Origin of the sequence: Mycobacterium sp. (assembly GCF_035499775.1) — a bacterium.
Taxonomy (GTDB): domain Bacteria; phylum Actinomycetota; class Actinomycetes; order Mycobacteriales; family Mycobacteriaceae; genus Mycobacterium.
This window is the reverse complement of the sequence record NZ_DATJYB010000289.1, coordinates 1-14,064: the sequence shown is the minus strand read 5'-3', so window position 1 is coordinate 14,064 and position 14,064 is coordinate 1. Positions and strand designations below refer to the sequence as shown.

At 66.6% G+C, this 14,064-nt stretch carries 18 protein-coding genes; 11 read left to right on the top strand and 7 right to left on the bottom strand.

What is annotated here, in order from left to right; translation table 11 throughout:
• On the top strand, window positions 1-723 hold a 723-nt coding region (locus VML93_RS18745), incomplete at its 5' end, for a PPE family protein (RefSeq protein ID WP_325612961.1).
• Window positions 639-887 (top strand): PE/PPE C-terminal domain-containing protein, encoded by a 249-nt coding sequence (locus tag VML93_RS18740; protein WP_325612959.1) that lies wholly within the window; start codon window positions 639-641, stop codon window positions 885-887. The genes VML93_RS18745 and VML93_RS18740, both read left to right, overlap by 85 nt.
• A 4-nt stretch (window positions 888-891) precedes the next feature.
• Here the strand turns inward: VML93_RS18740 and VML93_RS18735 are convergent, their stop codons facing one another.
• From VML93_RS18735 to VML93_RS18725, 3 genes are read right to left on the bottom strand one after another with little or no spacing between them, the layout of a single operon-like run.
• Window positions 892-1,317 (bottom strand): cupin domain-containing protein, encoded by a 426-nt coding sequence (locus VML93_RS18735; RefSeq protein WP_325612962.1) that lies wholly within the window; start codon window positions 1,315-1,317, stop codon window positions 892-894.
• 44 nt (window positions 1,318-1,361) lie between these two features.
• A complete protein-coding gene (locus tag VML93_RS18730; protein ID WP_325612957.1) occupies window positions 1,362-1,727 on the bottom strand; it encodes a hypothetical protein in 366 nt (121 codons plus the stop codon).
• Between the two features lie 33 nt (window positions 1,728-1,760).
• The gene (locus VML93_RS18725) at window positions 1,761-2,123 is read right to left on the bottom strand and encodes a hypothetical protein (RefSeq protein WP_325612954.1); all 363 of its coding nucleotides are present in this window, start codon (window positions 2,121-2,123) and stop codon (window positions 1,761-1,763) included.
• A 254-nt stretch (window positions 2,124-2,377) separates the two neighbouring features.
• Between VML93_RS18725 and VML93_RS18720 the strand changes: the two genes are divergently transcribed.
• On the top strand, window positions 2,378-2,818 hold the full coding sequence (locus VML93_RS18720; RefSeq protein ID WP_325612952.1) for a DUF2834 domain-containing protein: 441 nt from the start codon (window positions 2,378-2,380) through the stop codon (window positions 2,816-2,818).
• 12 nt (window positions 2,819-2,830) lie between these two features.
• Here the strand turns inward: VML93_RS18720 and VML93_RS18715 are convergent, their stop codons facing one another.
• Genes VML93_RS18715 through VML93_RS18705 form a run of 3 tightly spaced genes read right to left on the bottom strand, consistent with a single transcriptional unit; the run spans window position 2,831 to window position 5,175 of the window.
• Window positions 2,831-3,451 (bottom strand): hypothetical protein, encoded by a 621-nt coding sequence (locus VML93_RS18715; protein ID WP_325612950.1) that lies wholly within the window; start codon window positions 3,449-3,451, stop codon window positions 2,831-2,833.
• Between the two features lie 37 nt (window positions 3,452-3,488).
• Window positions 3,489-3,965 carry an SRPBCC family protein gene (locus VML93_RS18710; protein ID WP_325612947.1) on the bottom strand — a complete coding sequence of 159 codons (477 nt, stop codon included), beginning with the start codon at window positions 3,963-3,965 and terminating at the stop codon, window positions 3,489-3,491.
• 16 nt (window positions 3,966-3,981) lie between these two features.
• Complete coding sequence (locus VML93_RS18705) at window positions 3,982-5,175, bottom strand: acyl-CoA dehydrogenase (protein ID WP_325612945.1); 1,194 nt, start codon at window positions 5,173-5,175, stop codon at window positions 3,982-3,984.
• Window positions 5,176-5,235: 60 nt separating this feature from the next.
• Between VML93_RS18705 and VML93_RS18700 the strand changes: the two genes are divergently transcribed.
• Genes VML93_RS18700 through VML93_RS18675 form a run of 6 tightly spaced genes read left to right on the top strand, consistent with a single transcriptional unit; the run spans window position 5,236 to window position 10,523 of the window.
• A complete protein-coding gene (locus VML93_RS18700) occupies window positions 5,236-5,607 on the top strand; it encodes a DUF3054 domain-containing protein (RefSeq protein WP_325612943.1) in 372 nt (123 codons plus the stop codon).
• 9 nt (window positions 5,608-5,616) lie between these two features.
• Window positions 5,617-6,522: a class I SAM-dependent methyltransferase gene (locus tag VML93_RS18695; protein ID WP_325612939.1), complete on the top strand. Its 906-nt coding sequence runs from the start codon at window positions 5,617-5,619 to the stop codon at window positions 6,520-6,522.
• A 2-nt stretch (window positions 6,523-6,524) separates the two neighbouring features.
• Complete coding sequence (locus VML93_RS18690) at window positions 6,525-7,007, top strand: GNAT family N-acetyltransferase (protein WP_325612937.1); 483 nt, start codon at window positions 6,525-6,527, stop codon at window positions 7,005-7,007.
• Window positions 7,004-8,089 (top strand): LLM class flavin-dependent oxidoreductase, encoded by a 1,086-nt coding sequence (locus tag VML93_RS18685; RefSeq protein WP_325612935.1) that lies wholly within the window; start codon window positions 7,004-7,006, stop codon window positions 8,087-8,089. Before VML93_RS18690 ends, VML93_RS18685 begins: the two co-directional genes overlap by 4 nt.
• Window positions 8,086-9,201 carry an LLM class flavin-dependent oxidoreductase gene (locus tag VML93_RS18680; RefSeq protein ID WP_325612933.1) on the top strand — a complete coding sequence of 372 codons (1,116 nt, stop codon included), beginning with the start codon at window positions 8,086-8,088 and terminating at the stop codon, window positions 9,199-9,201. Before VML93_RS18685 ends, VML93_RS18680 begins: the two co-directional genes overlap by 4 nt.
• Window positions 9,198-10,523, top strand: a complete 1,326-nt coding sequence (locus VML93_RS18675; RefSeq protein ID WP_325612931.1) for an NtaA/DmoA family FMN-dependent monooxygenase — start codon at window positions 9,198-9,200, stop codon at window positions 10,521-10,523. Before VML93_RS18680 ends, VML93_RS18675 begins: the two co-directional genes overlap by 4 nt.
• 97 nt (window positions 10,524-10,620) lie before the next feature.
• Here VML93_RS18675 and VML93_RS18670 read toward each other — a convergent pair whose 3' ends face one another.
• Window positions 10,621-11,367, bottom strand: coding sequence for an MBL fold metallo-hydrolase (locus VML93_RS18670; protein ID WP_325612930.1), 747 nt, complete (start codon window positions 11,365-11,367; stop codon window positions 10,621-10,623).
• A 139-nt stretch (window positions 11,368-11,506) separates the two neighbouring features.
• Here VML93_RS18670 and fgd point away from each other — a divergent pair, with 139 nt between their 5' ends.
• Both fgd and pta read left to right on the top strand, forming a co-directional pair.
• Window positions 11,507-12,517 carry a glucose-6-phosphate dehydrogenase (coenzyme-F420) gene (gene fgd, locus VML93_RS18665; protein ID WP_325612928.1) on the top strand — a complete coding sequence of 337 codons (1,011 nt, stop codon included), beginning with the start codon at window positions 11,507-11,509 and terminating at the stop codon, window positions 12,515-12,517.
• Window positions 12,450-14,064, top strand: a 1,615-nt coding sequence (pta, locus tag VML93_RS18660) for a phosphate acetyltransferase (protein ID WP_414686391.1), incomplete at its 3' end; no start/stop codon positions are given. The genes fgd and pta, both read left to right, overlap by 68 nt.

Genomic DNA, 14,064 nt, shown 5'->3' with positions numbered 1-14,064 from the left:
GCATCGGTGTCGATGCTGGCCGCGACCGCTCCCTACCTGACATGGCTGAATACCACTGCGGCACAAGCGCTGCAGACCGCGGCCCAGGCAAGGGCGGCGGCAAGCGCATTCGACGCGGCGTTCGCCGCCACAGTGCCCCCGCCGGTGATCGCGGCCAACCGCACGGTGTTGGCCACGCTGACCGCGACCAACATCCTGGGTATCAACACTCGGGCGATCGCGGCCACCGAAGCGCACTACTCGGAGATGTGGGCCCAAGATGCCGCCGCCATGTACGGCTACGCCAGTGCCCCGGCGGTCGCGTCGACCTTGACCCAGTTCATGCCGCCGGCGGAGCTCACCGACGAGGCCGGGCTTGCCGACCGAGCCGCAGGGATATCTGTTGTACCCCAGGCACTTCAGCAACTCTCGCAGCCTCTGACCGACGGCCTGGACAGCGTGAGCTCGTTGGTGTCGCCGGCCAGTTCGGGCGCGTCGACGATGAGCTCGACGATGTCGGCGACGTCGTCGTTGAGCTCGGTGGTCAAGACGCTCAGCCCGTCGGCGGCGCTGGCGTCGACGGCCGTCGGCAGTGATGCCGAAGCCCTGCCGGGCGTGCTCAGCGCCGGACCCGGCCAGTCACGGTGGCGTCAGCCGAAATGGGCAAGGCCGTGCCCATCGGGCAATTGTCGGTTCCGCACCCGTGGGCCACCGCGGCCGTGCCACCGAGCCCGACTCCACTGACGGGTGCCGCCGTCAGCCAGGCCGTCAGGGCGAGCGACCCCGGAAACATGCTGGGCGGCATGCCGTTTGCGGGAATGACGCCGCGGTCCGAGGCGACTGCGGGTGCCGTCCCGCGGGCCGGATTCCGCCCCACCGTGGTGCCACGCGAGGGGATCGGCGGATAGGCGTTCAGGCGTATCCGCAGCCAGGATCGGGGGCATCCTTGGCTAACGGGCTGCCGGCCGGATCGATGTAGACGACCTGCAGTAACACCGGAACGGGTCCCAGGTTGCGACCAATATGGACGTGGTCGGAGCCGCTGGGTTCGGTGATCTCATCGCCGGGGCCATAGACGCCGTCGGTGCTGCAGTCGGCGAGATTGTGAGTGAGTGTGCCTTGCCTGACGACGCCAAAGAGGGTGCCGTCGTGCCAATGCCAGCCGGTGCTGCCGCCCGGGTCGATGGTGATCTCGCGCAGGATGTAGTCCTGCCCGTTGAGCCTGGTCTGTGACAGCAGCACCGCACTCACCCCGTGATCAGGCGTCGCGGAACCAACAGGCGGCAATGTCGTCGCCCACACAGCCGCGATCGTCGCAGCGGCCAGTCGAAACAGCATGCTCACGGTCAGCCATGTTGTCACACAACGGCGGGCTCACCGCACTACAGACCGGTCCGATCTCTAATACGTTGCCGGACAGCGGGCTTCCCGGAGGCGAGGGTCGCCAAGCCCAATCGGGTGGCGGTCCATTCGACGGCGCCGCTGCCGGTCGTCCCTAGGTAGACCAGTTCGGCGTGCTCCAACAACTGCACGGCCTCCCGCACCGGCGTGACCACGTCTGCGGCGTGTCTCTGCGGACGGGTGTAGCCACGAAACAGCCACGCGCCGAGGTGGTTTAAGTAGACGCCAGTGGCGGGCCGTCCCGCTGCCTGCGGGGCGAAGGCAGCCATGAGTTCGGTGGCCAACTCACCGAGCGGCGCACCGTTGACCCAGTCGATTACGGCTTGCGCCTGCTCATCGTTCGCCACTTGGTCCTTCTTCTGGCTTGTCGTGCTGATGATTTAGTTGCGGCGCAGCCCACCCGAGTTGTACATCCGCCATAGCGTCACTCTGGCTTCCGGGGTCAGCTTCGCCCAGGCCTCAGGCGTCACAGCCATATCCGGCGGGAAGTCCGCTACCGACGGCAATTGCGCGGCGACCTTTTCTTCAAGTGTCCCGTCAGTCGCCGATTCGGCGATGTCTTGAATACACCACTTCGACTTACGCCATCCGCGCACCCGCACGTCGCCCACCTCGGTTCCGTTGCGCTCAATCACAATTGTCCACGGCACCCCGAACCACTTGGCAATGAACCAGAACGGCGATATCACCACGACCTGCAGCAAATCAATGATGAGGCCGGCCTCTGCGGCATCGCCGCTCATGGCTTCGTCGCGGGCCCGCCAGTAATTGAAACCCCATCGGCGATACACCCTCCACCGAACGCCCGCGGCGTCAGTCACTCTTACTTTTGCCATACCGTCCTCATGGTCAGCTGACGCAACCCGGGCGTCTTCATGTCGCAGATCCTTTCGCTATTTCTGCTACGACACCAGTGGTGGCGATTAAACAGCGGCGGGCTCGGCTAACGATCCCAACAACTGCGCTCCGCCCGCATAGCAAGCTCTACGGTGGGGCCATGACCACAACCGGCCAAGCCTCATCCATCCCCACGTCGCGCAAAATCCTCTGCGTCGTCTACGGCGCGATCTCGCTCGCCGCGCTCGTCGCGACGTGGAGCCAGAATGTGGCCTACTTCGACAAGCCGACCCGATTCCTGCTCGACTCCAAGGTCACACCGGCCTCTCGATCGCTGACGGTCGACCTTTTGCTGTTCTTGCTCGCCGCCGCGATTCTGATGGTGCTGGAGGCCAGACGGCACGGCGTCAAGTTCGTATGGCTCTACATTGCAGGCGGATTCGCCATCGCGATCAGCGTCACGTTTCCGTTGTTCCTGATTGCCCGCGAACTGCGAATGGGTGGATCCGACGTGCCGCGCCTGCGCGCGACAGACACAATGCTGCTCGCGGTCGTCGCCGCCGTGTCGGCGGGTTCGACCATCTGGGTCGACATGGGGTGACCGCCCACCGGCTCACGGCCAGGCGGACGCGTAGTTCCGGTAGTCCGCGTTGGGCACGCTGCAGAAGTCTGCGGCCGTTCCGGCAAGCAGGATGTAGTAGGTCTCGGGGCGGTGGTTGTCGCCGGAGGTGGGGTAGGTCCAGCCGCTGTTGCACATCGCGTTGGCTCCGCCCGGTGTGGGCTTACGCCAGCTGGACCTGACGCAGTTGGTCATCGAGTCGACGTCCACGGTGGCGCTCTTGGCGATGACCAGCATCGCGCCGCCCCATTGCCCGTCGGCGCGACGGTAGGCGCGCGCCCCGAATCCCGCGTTGTTCTGCTGGCAGCCCAGCACTTGCTGCAGCGACTGGAACGGCGCGGCCAGCCTGAGGTCGGCGACACCGGCGGCCGCGTTGATGAACGCGCCCGCGTCCGAGCCGTCCACCTCTTGAATGTCGGGGTTGTTGCGGCTGGTCAGTTGCAGCGACATCCGACCCTGGGCTGCTCCGTCACCGCCACCGATGATCGGTCCGCCGCCGGTGGAGGTCATCGGGGGCAAGGTGACATTGGGATCACCGCCCGCCGTGGGCATCCCGGTCACCAGGGCCAGGAAAGCGCCGAAGAACAGCCCGCAGGCCCGCATCCGATTAGCCATGACCCAGTATCTATCCTTCCGGGGCATCGGTGGGGCATTATGCGGTGCCGCCGCCACGTTCGGCCGCGTGCTTGATTCGCACCAGGGTTTCGTGGATGCCGCGGTTCACCTGGCGTCCACGGGGCAGCAGCATCTCGAGCGTTCTGCTGGCGATCGAGCACCAGAGAAACTCAAAGGACTCGGTGAGCAGCGTGCCGGCGGGCGAAGGTTCCATCGCATAGCGCCAACGGGTTTCGTGGCGGCCGCTGCGGCCGTCGACCGTGGTGAAGGCAAACTCGCGGCCACGGTCGGCGACGTCGACGATTACCGTGCGTTGCCAGCGGAAGCCGCGAATCCGGTTGTACCCGCGAAACCGTGCCCCGGGCGCCGCTTCGGTCGCACCGTCCAGCCACTCACACTGGTAGCATTCGGGGCTCCATTCGCCCATCCGAGTGATGTCGGCGACCAGGTCGTACACCCGCGTCGGCGGCGCCGCGATGTCGATGCTCTCCTGGCCGCGTTGCGCTGTCGGCATTGGAGTTCTTGACGGGTCAGCGGAACGCGGACAAGTCGGTGAAGGCCTGGCCGAGTACGAGCTGGTGCATCTCGGCCGTGCCCTCGTAGGTCAACACCGACTCGAGGTTGACCATGTGCCGGATTACCGGGTATTCCAGAGATATTCCGTTGCCGCCCAGTATTGTTCGAGCCGTCCGGCAGATCTTGATCGCCTCGCGGGTGTTGTTGAGCTTGCCGAAGCTGACCTGATCGGGACGCAGTCCGACGCTGTCTTTGAGCCGGCCGAGGTGCAGCGAAAGCAGTTGACCCTTGTGCAGTTCGACCGCCATGTCGACCAGTTTCGCCTGGGTCAGCTGGAATCCGGCGATCGGACGGCCGAATTGCGTGCGCTGCGAGGCGTAGTCAAGTGCGGATTGCCACGCCGAGCGCGCCGCTCCCATGGCTCCCCAGACGATGCCGTAGCGCGCCTCGGACAGACAGGACAGCGGCCCTTTGAGTCCCAGCGCGTCGGGCAACATCGCCTCGGCGGGCAGCCGCACGTCGTCCAGCACCAGCTCGCTGGTGATCGACGCCCGCAGCGACAGCTTGTGGTGGATGGTGTTGGCGGCGAAGCCTTCGGTATCGGCGGGCACGATGAACCCGCGGATCCCGTCGTCGGTGGCGGCCCACACGATCGCGACGTCGGCGACCGTACCGTTGGTGATCCACATCTTGCGGCCGTTGATGATCCAGTCCGAACCATCTTGTCGTGCCCGGGTTTTCATCTCGGCAGGGTTGGACCCGGCGTCGGGCTCGGTCAGCCCGAAGCACCCGATCAGGTCGCCGGCGGCCAGGCCGGGTAGCCACTGCTGCTTTTGCTCCTCGGACCCGAAGTTCCAGATGGCGAACATCGCCAGTGAGCCTTGGACCGAGACCATGGAGCGCACGCCGGAGTCGGCGGCTTCCAGCTCTACACAGGCCAGCCCGTAATGCACGGCCGAAGCCCCGCCACATCCGTAGCCGTCCAAGTGCATGCCGAGCAGGCCGAGCTCACCGAACTGCTTTACCAGTTCGCGGACCACCGGAAGATCGCCGGCCTCGAACCATTCGGCCACATACGGCGTGACGTGCTCGGCGCAGAACTTTCTGACGGTATCGCGCACCGCGATTTCGTCGCTCGACAAGGAGGCGTCCAGCCCAAGCGGGTCGTACGGATCGAACGTCGGTGGTGCCTGTGAATGGGCCTTCATTCCTGCCGAATCTAGGTTCACCCCAGCGGCGGGGTCAAGGATCCGCGGTAGTCTCGCTGCATGCAATCGCGGCGCGGGCCGGCGTGGCTGAGCGCCGACATCCTCGGTGTGCTGGTGTTCTGCGCGGTGGGGCGCCGCAGCCACGACGAGGGACTCAATATCACCGGCCTCGCGACGACGGCGTGGCCCTTCTTATCCGGCACCCTGGTCGGGTGGTTGGTGTCGCGGGGTTGGCGACGGCCCACCGCCGTGGTCCCCACCGGGGTGATCGTCTGGGTGTGCACGGTGGTGGTCGGCATGCTGTTGCGCAAGGCGAGTTCGGCGGGTGTGGCGGCGAGTTTCGTGCTGGTGGCATCGTTCGCGACCGCGGTGTTGTTGCTTGGTTGGCGAGGGACCGTTGGACTGGTTCTGCGACAACGTTCGAACGGCTGACGAGGCCAGATGGTACGTACAGACGACGACAGGTGGGACCCGACTACCGGCGTCGGAATGACCGCGACATTCGGCGCGGCCGCCAGGGCAGTGGCAACCAACAAAGGCCTGCTCCAGGATCCGTTCGCCGAGCCGTTGGTCCGCGCCGTAGGGGTGGAGTACTTCACCCGGCTGATCGAGAACGAGTTGTTCTCCGATGACGGCGGCGACAACGCCCGAATGACCGGGCTCATCGACATTCTGGTGGCGCACACGCGGTTCTTGGACCATTTCCTCGCCGAGGCCGGCAGGGCGGGCATCCGCCAAGCGGTGATCCTGGCGTCCGGTCTGGACACCCGGCCGTATCGGCTGTGGTGGCCGCCCGGCACGACGGTGTACGAGATCGACCGGCCGGAGGTCGTGGAGTTCAAGACCGAGGTGCTGCGCGGGTTGGGCGCCCAGGTGACCACCAACCGATGCGCGGTCGGCATCGATCTTCGACAGGACTGGCTGGCGGCGCTGCGACGAGTCGGTTTCGACACCTCGCAACGCACGGTGTGGATCGCCGAGCAGCTGCTGGTGGGCTATTTGCCGCCCGGCGGGCAGGATCGGTTACTGCACGACATCACGGCGGTGAGCGTCGCCGGCAGCCGGTTCGCGGCCGATCACATGCCCACCTGGACGACGTTGCAGCTGAAAGAGGGTCAGGCCCTGGTCGACCTCTGGCGCCAGCACGGCCTGGACGTCGACCTGGCCATGCTGACCTACCCGGGTGAATACCGTTACATCCCTGAATATTTGGCGTCCCACGGTTGGCGGACGGCCGAGAAGACCGTGGTCGATATGCGCGCCGCCAGTGGCATGCCGGCACGTCGGCCGGCGCGCCCCCGCGACCTCGCGGTCACCCCCAGATACCTCACGGCAGTGCGGGTTTAGTCATGTCCGGAGTGCTCCGTTTTGTCCCGGCCGGCCTGACTGACCCGGTGGCCCAGCCGTTACTGACCGAGCTGGCCGTCGAGTACGCGCAACGCTACGGCGGCACGTCGCAGACGTATCTGACGTGGATGCAGGGGGGCCCGGCCGACGAGTTCGTGCCCCCGGACGGCGGGATGCTGATCGGTCTGCTGGACGGCCGTCCGGTCACCGGTGGCGCATTTTGCCGGTTCGATCCTGACACCGCCGAGCTCAAGCGCATCTGGACAGACCGCGAGTACCGCCGCCAGGGATTCGCGATGGCGCTGTTGGCGGAGCTGGAGACCGAGATCGCGACCCGCGGCTACCGGAAGATCTACCTGATCACCGGCGACCGCCAACCGGAGGCCGAGGAGCTGTATCGCACCGGCGGATACACCCGGCTTGCCGCCCCGCTGCCCGCCCGCGGGCCGGTGCTGCCCATCGCGTTCGAAAAAGGCTTGGCATGACCGCCGCGTTTCAGCTGGGTGTCGCGCTGGACGGATACGGCTGGCACCCACAGGCGTGGCGGACCACGACCGGCGCGCAGCCGGTGCTCAGCGGGCGGTACTGGGCCGAGCTCGCGGCCATCGCCGAGCGCGGGCTGCTCGACTTCCTGACCGTCGACGACACTCTGATGCCCCAGCCGGGGCGCCGCGAGCGCATCGATCCGCGTCGGCTGGCCGGTCGCGGTGACGCCGTGCTGGTCGCGGCCCGCATCGCGCCGGCGACTCACCATATCGGGCTGATCCCGGTGGCCACCGTCACCCACACCGAGCCGTTTCACGTCTCTAAATCCATTGCCACACTTGACTATGTGTCGCACGGTCGGGCGGGCTGGCAACCCAGGGTCAGCGTTACCGCGCATGAGGCGGCTCTGATCGGCCGCCGCGACGTGGCCGAAATCTCGCTGTTCGACGAAGCCGTGGAGTACGTGGACGTGGTGCGCCGGTTGTGGGACAGCTGGGAGGACGACGCGGTGATCCGCGACGTGGCCGCCGGACGCTACGTCGACCGCGACAAACTGCATTACATCGACTTCGCCGGAAAGTACCTGTCGGTCAAGGGTCCGTCGATCACGCCGCGGCCGCCGCAGGGCCAGCCGGTGGTGGCCGCGCTGGCGCATGCCGGGCCGGTTTACGAATTCGCCGCAGCCACAGCGGATGTCGTCTTCGTCACGCCCACCGATTCTGCGTCGCTGCAAAGCATTCTCGACGAGGTGCGAGCGGCGGGTGGCGCGCACCTGAAAGTGTTTGCCGACGCCGTGGTTTCGTTCGGCGGGGACGCCGACTTCCGCTCCGATGCGCTGGTCTTCGGTGGTAGCGCAACGGAATTGGTCAACATGCTGTTGGACTGGCAGCGGCTGGGCGTCGACGGAGCGCGGTTGCGACCGGCCGTCAACGCCGCCGACCTTCCGGTGATCGTCGACGAGGTGGTGCCGTTGCTGCAGCGCGCCGGGCGGTTCCGTACCGGGTACCGGGACGGCGAAACCCTGCGCGAACGGCTCGGCCTGCCGATCGCACCCAACCGCTATACGGCGGTGAACCGGTGATCCCCTTGTCCATCCTGGACCTGGCGCCGATCAGCGCCGGCGGCGATGCCGCGACCGCGCTGCGCAACACCATCGACCTGGCCCGGCATGCCGAACAGTGGGGTTATCGCCGATACTGGATCGCCGAGCATCACTTCGTCGGCGTCGCCAGCTCGGCGCCGGCGGTGCTGATCGGGCAAATCGCGGCTGCTACCAACATGATTCGGGTGGGAGCGGCCGCGGTCCAGCTGAGTCATACCACAGCCGCCGCGGTGGTCGAGAGCTTCGGCATGTTGGACGCCTTCTACCCGGGCCGCATCGACCTGGGTGTTGGCCGAGGGCAACGACGCGACACCGGGTTCAAGCCGAAACAGCCGTCAGCGTCGCCTCGCACGCCGCGCCAGTGGCGTGAGGTCGACGGTGTGGTGATTCCGCTGCCGTTCGATCTGCGTGGGCTGCTCGACAAGGAGCGGGTGCAGGCCACCATGGGGATCCTGCAACAACCGGAGGCGATTTCGCCCGACTTCGCCGAGCAGCTCGGCGACATCATCGCGATGCTGGACGGCACCTATGAGGTCGAGGGCTTTGACGTGCACGCGGTGCCGGGTGAGCGATCCGGACTGACGCCGTGGGTCTTTGGCAGCACCAAGGGGCAGAGCGCCAGGGTGGCGGGCGCGTGCGGGCTGCCGTTCGTCGCGAGCTATCACATCACTCCGGCGACCGCGCTGGAGGCCATCGACGCCTACCGCGAGACCTTCGTCCCGTCGGCCGCGCTGGAGCGGCCCTACGTCGTGGTCTCCGCCGACATCGTCGTGGCCGACGACAGCGCCACCGCCAGGCGTCTGGCCGCCGGCTACGGGCAATGGGTGTATTCCATCCGGACCGGTGTGGGCGCCATGCCCTATCCGGGTCCGGACGACTGCCACCCGCTCACCGATGAACAGCTGCCAGTCGTAAAGGACAGGCTGGAAACGCAATTCGTCGGTGATCCGGATGAGGTCGCCGAGCGGCTGTCCGCGTTACAGCGCTTGACCGGCGCCGACGAGCTCATCGTCACCTCGGTGACCCACCAGCATCAGGACCGGTTGCGTTCACATGAGTTGATCGCCAGGCGGTGGGGTCTGATCGCTTGAGCCGCAAGCCGATTCATCTGGCGGCCCACTTTCCGGGCGTCAACAACACCACCGTGTGGACCGACCCCGACGCGGGCAGCCAGATCGAGTTCGACTCGTTCGTACACCTCGCCCGCACCGCCGAACGCGGAATGTTCGACTTCCTCTTCTTGGCCGAAGGGCTGCGACTGCGTGAGCACCGGGGACGGATCTATGACCTCGACGTGGTGGGCCGGCCGGACACCTTCACCGTCCTGGCGGCGCTGGCAGGCGTCACCGACAAACTCGGGCTGACCGGGACCATCAACACCACCTTCAACGAACCATTCGAAGTGGCAAGGCAATTCGCCACTCTCGACCAGCTGTCCGGCGGCCGCGCCGGCTGGAACATCGTCACCTCGTCGGATGCGTTCACCGGCGCCAATTTCCGGCGCGGGGGCTTTCTCGATCATGCCGACCGCTACCAGCGGGCCGAGGAATTCCTCGCCGTGGCCCGTGCGTTTTGGGACGGTTGGGATCCCGGCGCCGTGCTGGCCGATGTCGAAACCGGCGTCTACGTCGATCCGGATCGCATTCGCAGCATCGCGCATTCGGGTCCCCAGTTCGACGTGCGGGGGTTCGCGACGCTGCCCGCGGGGCCGCAGGGTCATCCGGTGCTGTTGCAGGCCGGCGATTCTCCCGAGGGGCGGGCCTTCGGTGCCCGGCATGCCGATGCGTTGTTCACCCTGCACGCGTTGCTCGAGGATGGCCAGCGCTACTACGCCGACGTCAAAGGCCGGGCCGCGTCATACGGGCGAGATCCTAACCAGCTCAAGGTTTTTCCGGCTGCGACCTTCGTTTTGGGTGATACCGCGGACGACGCGCAGGACAAGGCGCGCCACATCCGCTATCAGCAGGTCAGCGGCGCGACGGCGATCGCGATGCTCGAGCAGGTGTGGGGCCGTGACCTGTCGGGCTACGATCCGGACGGGCCGCTCCCCGAGATCGAGCCGACCAGCGACCCCGGTATCACCCAGGGACGGGTACGCCACGTCGACCCGGCCGCCGTGGCCCGCCGCTATCGCGAACGCGCCGAGGCAGAGAACCTCTCGATCCGCGAACTGGTCATCGCCGTCACCAGCCGGCAGCAGTTCGTGGGCACCGCCGCGCAGATCGCCGACGAGATCGACCACTACGTCCAGGCCGACGCCTGCGACGGCTTCATCCTGGTGCCGCACCTGACGCCGCACGGCCTGGACGAATTCGTCGACCGGGTGGTGCCGCTGTTGCAGGAGCGCGGCGCGTTTCGCACCGTGTACACCGGCGACACCCTGCGTGAGCACCTCGGGCTGGCCATCGGCTAGGCAGGCAAGCGAAACGCCTTCGCCGAGCGTGCTCTGAGGGCGAAGATCCGGCTGTTTTTTCGCCCTGGCGGCACGTTCGGCGCGGCCGTTGCGGTGCTCAGCGGGCCAGCGCGATCGCCGCGTCGGTGGCCTCGCGGATCGGGCCGCGCCACACGTCGCCGTGGCCGGGCAGCAGTATCTCGGTCTCCACCAGGCCCAGGGCCTCCAGACTGCGCAGACAGTTTTGCTGGCTGTGGCTGAACACCTCCGGCAGCAGCTGGGGTCCGCGGTGACTCAGCAATGGATGGCCGGTGATCAGTGCGTCACCGCTGACCAGAACGCCATCGACGAGATACGAGCAATGTCCGCTGGTGTGCCCAGGGCTGAAAATGGCCACCGGGTGTCCCGGCAGCCCCGCGGCAATGTCGGCGGTCAGCGGACGGGCGCTCGGGATGCCGTCGCGGATCAGACCGCCGTTGCGAACCACGTGAATGCCCCACATCGCCCATCGGGGTCGCCAAATGCGCAGCGCGATGTCGAAGACCGACACCTGCTCCAGGTACTCGCGCTTAGCGTGGCCCACCTCGTCGGCATGGCAGTACACCGGAGTGCGGTACTGGTTGGCGAACCAGATCGCCGATCCCAGATGGTCGATATGCGCATGGGTCAGCAGGATGGCGCGCACGTCGCCCGCGTCATAGCCGAGCTTGCGCAACGAGTCCAGCACGTCTTGGCGGTCACCGGGATAGCCGGCGTCGATCATCATCACGCCGGTGCCGTCGCGGACCAGCACCCAATTGACCGCACCTCCCCGGACGAAGTGCACGGTGTCGGTGACCTGGAAAAGAGTCGGCGCCGGTGCCATGCCCGCGAGTCTAGAAGCGATCGCAAGCGCGGCGAAGCCGGGCGCAGCGGGTCGCGACCATCTGGGTAGAAGCGATCGCAAGCGCGGCGAAGCCGGGCGCAGCGGGTCGCGACCATCTGGAGAGGAGTAGAAAGAACTCGTGGCTGAACTGAAACTCGGATACAAAGCATCTGCTGAACAATTCGCGCCGCGCGAGCTCGTCGAACTTGCGGTCGCCGCTGAAGCCCACGGTATGGACAGCGCCACTGTCAGTGACCATTTTCAGCCGTGGCGGCACGAGGGTGGGCACGCGCCGTTTTCACTGGCCTGGATGACCGCCGTCGGGGAACGGACCGAACGGCTGCAGCTAGGCACATCGGTGCTCACGCCTACTTTCCGCTACAACCCGGCCGTCATCGCGCAGGCCTTCGCGACCATGGGCTGCCTCTACCCGAACCGCGTCTTCCTCGGCGTGGGCACCGGTGAGGCGCTGAACGAGATCGCAACGGGGTATCAGGGCGCCTGGCCGGAGTTCAAGGAGCGGTTCGCCCGGCTGCGCGAGTCGGTGCGGCTGATGCGGGAGCTGTGGCGCGGCGACCGCGTCGACTTCGACGGCGAGTACTACCGGCTCAAAGGCGCGTCGATCTACGACGTGCCGGAAGGCGGGGTGCCCGTCTACATCGCGGCCGGCGGCCCGGCGGTGGCCAAATACGCCGGACGCGCGGGCGACGGCTTCATCTGCACGTCCGGCAAGGGCGAGGAGCTCTACACCGAAAAGCTGATGCCGGCCGTCTTGGAAGGGGCAGCGGCCGCCAACCGCAATGCCGACGACATAGACAAGATGATCGAAATCAAGATCTCCTACGACACCGATCCCGAGCTGGCGCTCAACAACACCCGGTTCTGGGCGCCGCTGTCGCTGACGGCCGAGCAAAAGCACAGCATCGACGACCCGATCGAGATGGAAAAGGCTGCTGACGCACTGCCAATCGAGCAGATCGCCAAGCGCTGGATCGTCTCGTCGGACCCCGACGAGGCCGTCGAAAAGGTCGGTCAGTACGTGACCTGGGGCCTCAACCACCTGGTATTCCACGCGCCCGGCCATGACCAGCGCCGATTCCTGGAGCTGTTCGAGAAGGACCTGGCGCCCAGGCTGCGACGGCTGGGCTGAACGACAGGTGCCCGCCTCGGGGATCTATGTCGCCGCGCCCGAACCGGCATCCGGCAAGGCGACGATCGCGCTGGGAATCCTGCACCGATTGACCGCTATGGTCGCCAAAGTCGGTGTGTTCCGCCCGATTACGCGCGCGGATGCGGAGCGCGACTACATCCTGGAACTGCTGCTCGAGCACACCACCGCGGGCCTGTCGTATGAGCAGAGCGTCGGCGTGACCTACGCGGACCTGCACGCCGATCGGGACGCCGCGATCGTCGGGATCGTCGACGCGTATCACCAGATGGCGCAGCACTGCGACGCGGTGGTGATCGTGGGAAGCGACTACACGGACGTGACCAGTCCGGCCGAGCTGTCGGTCAACGCCCAGATCGCGGTAAACCTGGGCGCACCGGTGCTGCTGGCGGTCAGTGGCAAAGACCGCACGCCCGACCAGATCGCCGGCGTCGTCGGGGTGTGCCTGGACGAGTTGTCCGCCCAGCGTGCCCATACCGCGGCCGTGGTGGCCAATCGGTGCGATCCCACGCAGCTGGGCGCCGTCGCCGAGGCACTGCACACGTTTCCCCCGCGCAGTTATGTGCTGCCCGAAGAGCCGCTGCTGGCGGCTCCGACGGTCGCCGAATTGCAGGAAGCCTTGAACGGCAATGTGATCAGCGGCGATATCTCGCTACGGGAACGCGAGGTCACGGGCGTGCTGGTGGCCGGGATGACCGCTGACCATGTGCTGGAACGGCTGCGGGACGGGATGGCGGTCATCACCCCCGGCGACCGCTCGGACGTCGTGCTGGCCGTCACCAGTGCCCATGCGGCCCAGGGATTTCCGACGCTGTCGTGCATCGTCCTCAACGGTGGCTTCGAGCTGCACCCGTCGATCGCGGCACTGGTTTCCGGCCTACGCCTGAGGCTGCCGATCGTCGCCACCAACCTGGGCACCTACGACGCGGCCAGCGCGGCCGCCTCGGCTCGCGGTCGCGTCACGGCAACCTCGCAGCGCAAGATCGACACCGCGCTGGAGCTGATGGAACGCCACGTCGACATCGCGGACCTGTTGGCACAGCTCGCTATTCCGATCCCGACGGTTACCACACCCCAGATGTTCACCTACGGGCTGACCCAGCAGGCCCGTTCGGACCGCAAGCACATAGTTCTCCCCGAAGGCGACGACGATCGCATCCTCAAGTCCGCCGGGCGTCTGTTGCAGCGCGGTGTGGCTGACCTGACAATACTGGGTGACGAGGCCCAAATCCGGTTGCGTGCATCAGAACTCGGGGTCGACCTGAGTAACACCAAGGTGATCAACCCCCGCACCAGCGAACTGCGCGACCAGTTCGCCGACCAGTACGCGGAATTGCGCAAGGGCAAAGGAATCACGGTCGAGCAGGCACGTGAAACCATGCGTGATGGCTCGTATTTCGGCACCATGCTGGTGTACAACGGCATGGTCGACGGGATGGTCTCCGGTGCCGTCCACACCACCGCGCACACCGTTCGTCCGGCGTTCGAGATCATCAAGACCGTGCCGGGGGTGTCGACCGTTTCCAGCA

Excerpts from the sequence above, each read along its gene's own strand:
- VML93_RS18740 (WP_325612959.1), top strand. The coding sequence starts at position 639 with ATGGGCAAGGCCGTGCCCATCGGGCAATTGTCGGTTCCGCACCCGTGG.
- VML93_RS18735 (WP_325612962.1), bottom strand. The coding sequence starts at position 1,317 with ATGCTGTTTCGACTGGCCGCTGCGACGATCGCGGCTGTGTGGGCGACG.
- VML93_RS18725 (WP_325612954.1), bottom strand. The coding sequence starts at position 2,123 with ATGAGCGGCGATGCCGCAGAGGCCGGCCTCATCATTGATTTGCTGCAG.
- VML93_RS18720 (WP_325612952.1), top strand. The coding sequence starts at position 2,378 with ATGACCACAACCGGCCAAGCCTCATCCATCCCCACGTCGCGCAAAATC.
- VML93_RS18715 (WP_325612950.1), bottom strand. The coding sequence starts at position 3,451 with ATGGCTAATCGGATGCGGGCCTGCGGGCTGTTCTTCGGCGCTTTCCTG.
- VML93_RS18710 (WP_325612947.1), bottom strand. The coding sequence starts at position 3,965 with ATGCCGACAGCGCAACGCGGCCAGGAGAGCATCGACATCGCGGCGCCG.
- VML93_RS18705 (WP_325612945.1), bottom strand. The coding sequence starts at position 5,175 with ATGAAGGCCCATTCACAGGCACCACCGACGTTCGATCCGTACGACCCG.
- VML93_RS18700 (WP_325612943.1), top strand. The coding sequence starts at position 5,236 with ATGCAATCGCGGCGCGGGCCGGCGTGGCTGAGCGCCGACATCCTCGGT.
- VML93_RS18695 (WP_325612939.1), top strand. The coding sequence starts at position 5,617 with ATGGTACGTACAGACGACGACAGGTGGGACCCGACTACCGGCGTCGGA.
- VML93_RS18690 (WP_325612937.1), top strand. The coding sequence starts at position 6,525 with ATGTCCGGAGTGCTCCGTTTTGTCCCGGCCGGCCTGACTGACCCGGTG.
- VML93_RS18685 (WP_325612935.1), top strand. The coding sequence starts at position 7,004 with ATGACCGCCGCGTTTCAGCTGGGTGTCGCGCTGGACGGATACGGCTGG.
- VML93_RS18670 (WP_325612930.1), bottom strand. The coding sequence starts at position 11,367 with ATGGCACCGGCGCCGACTCTTTTCCAGGTCACCGACACCGTGCACTTC.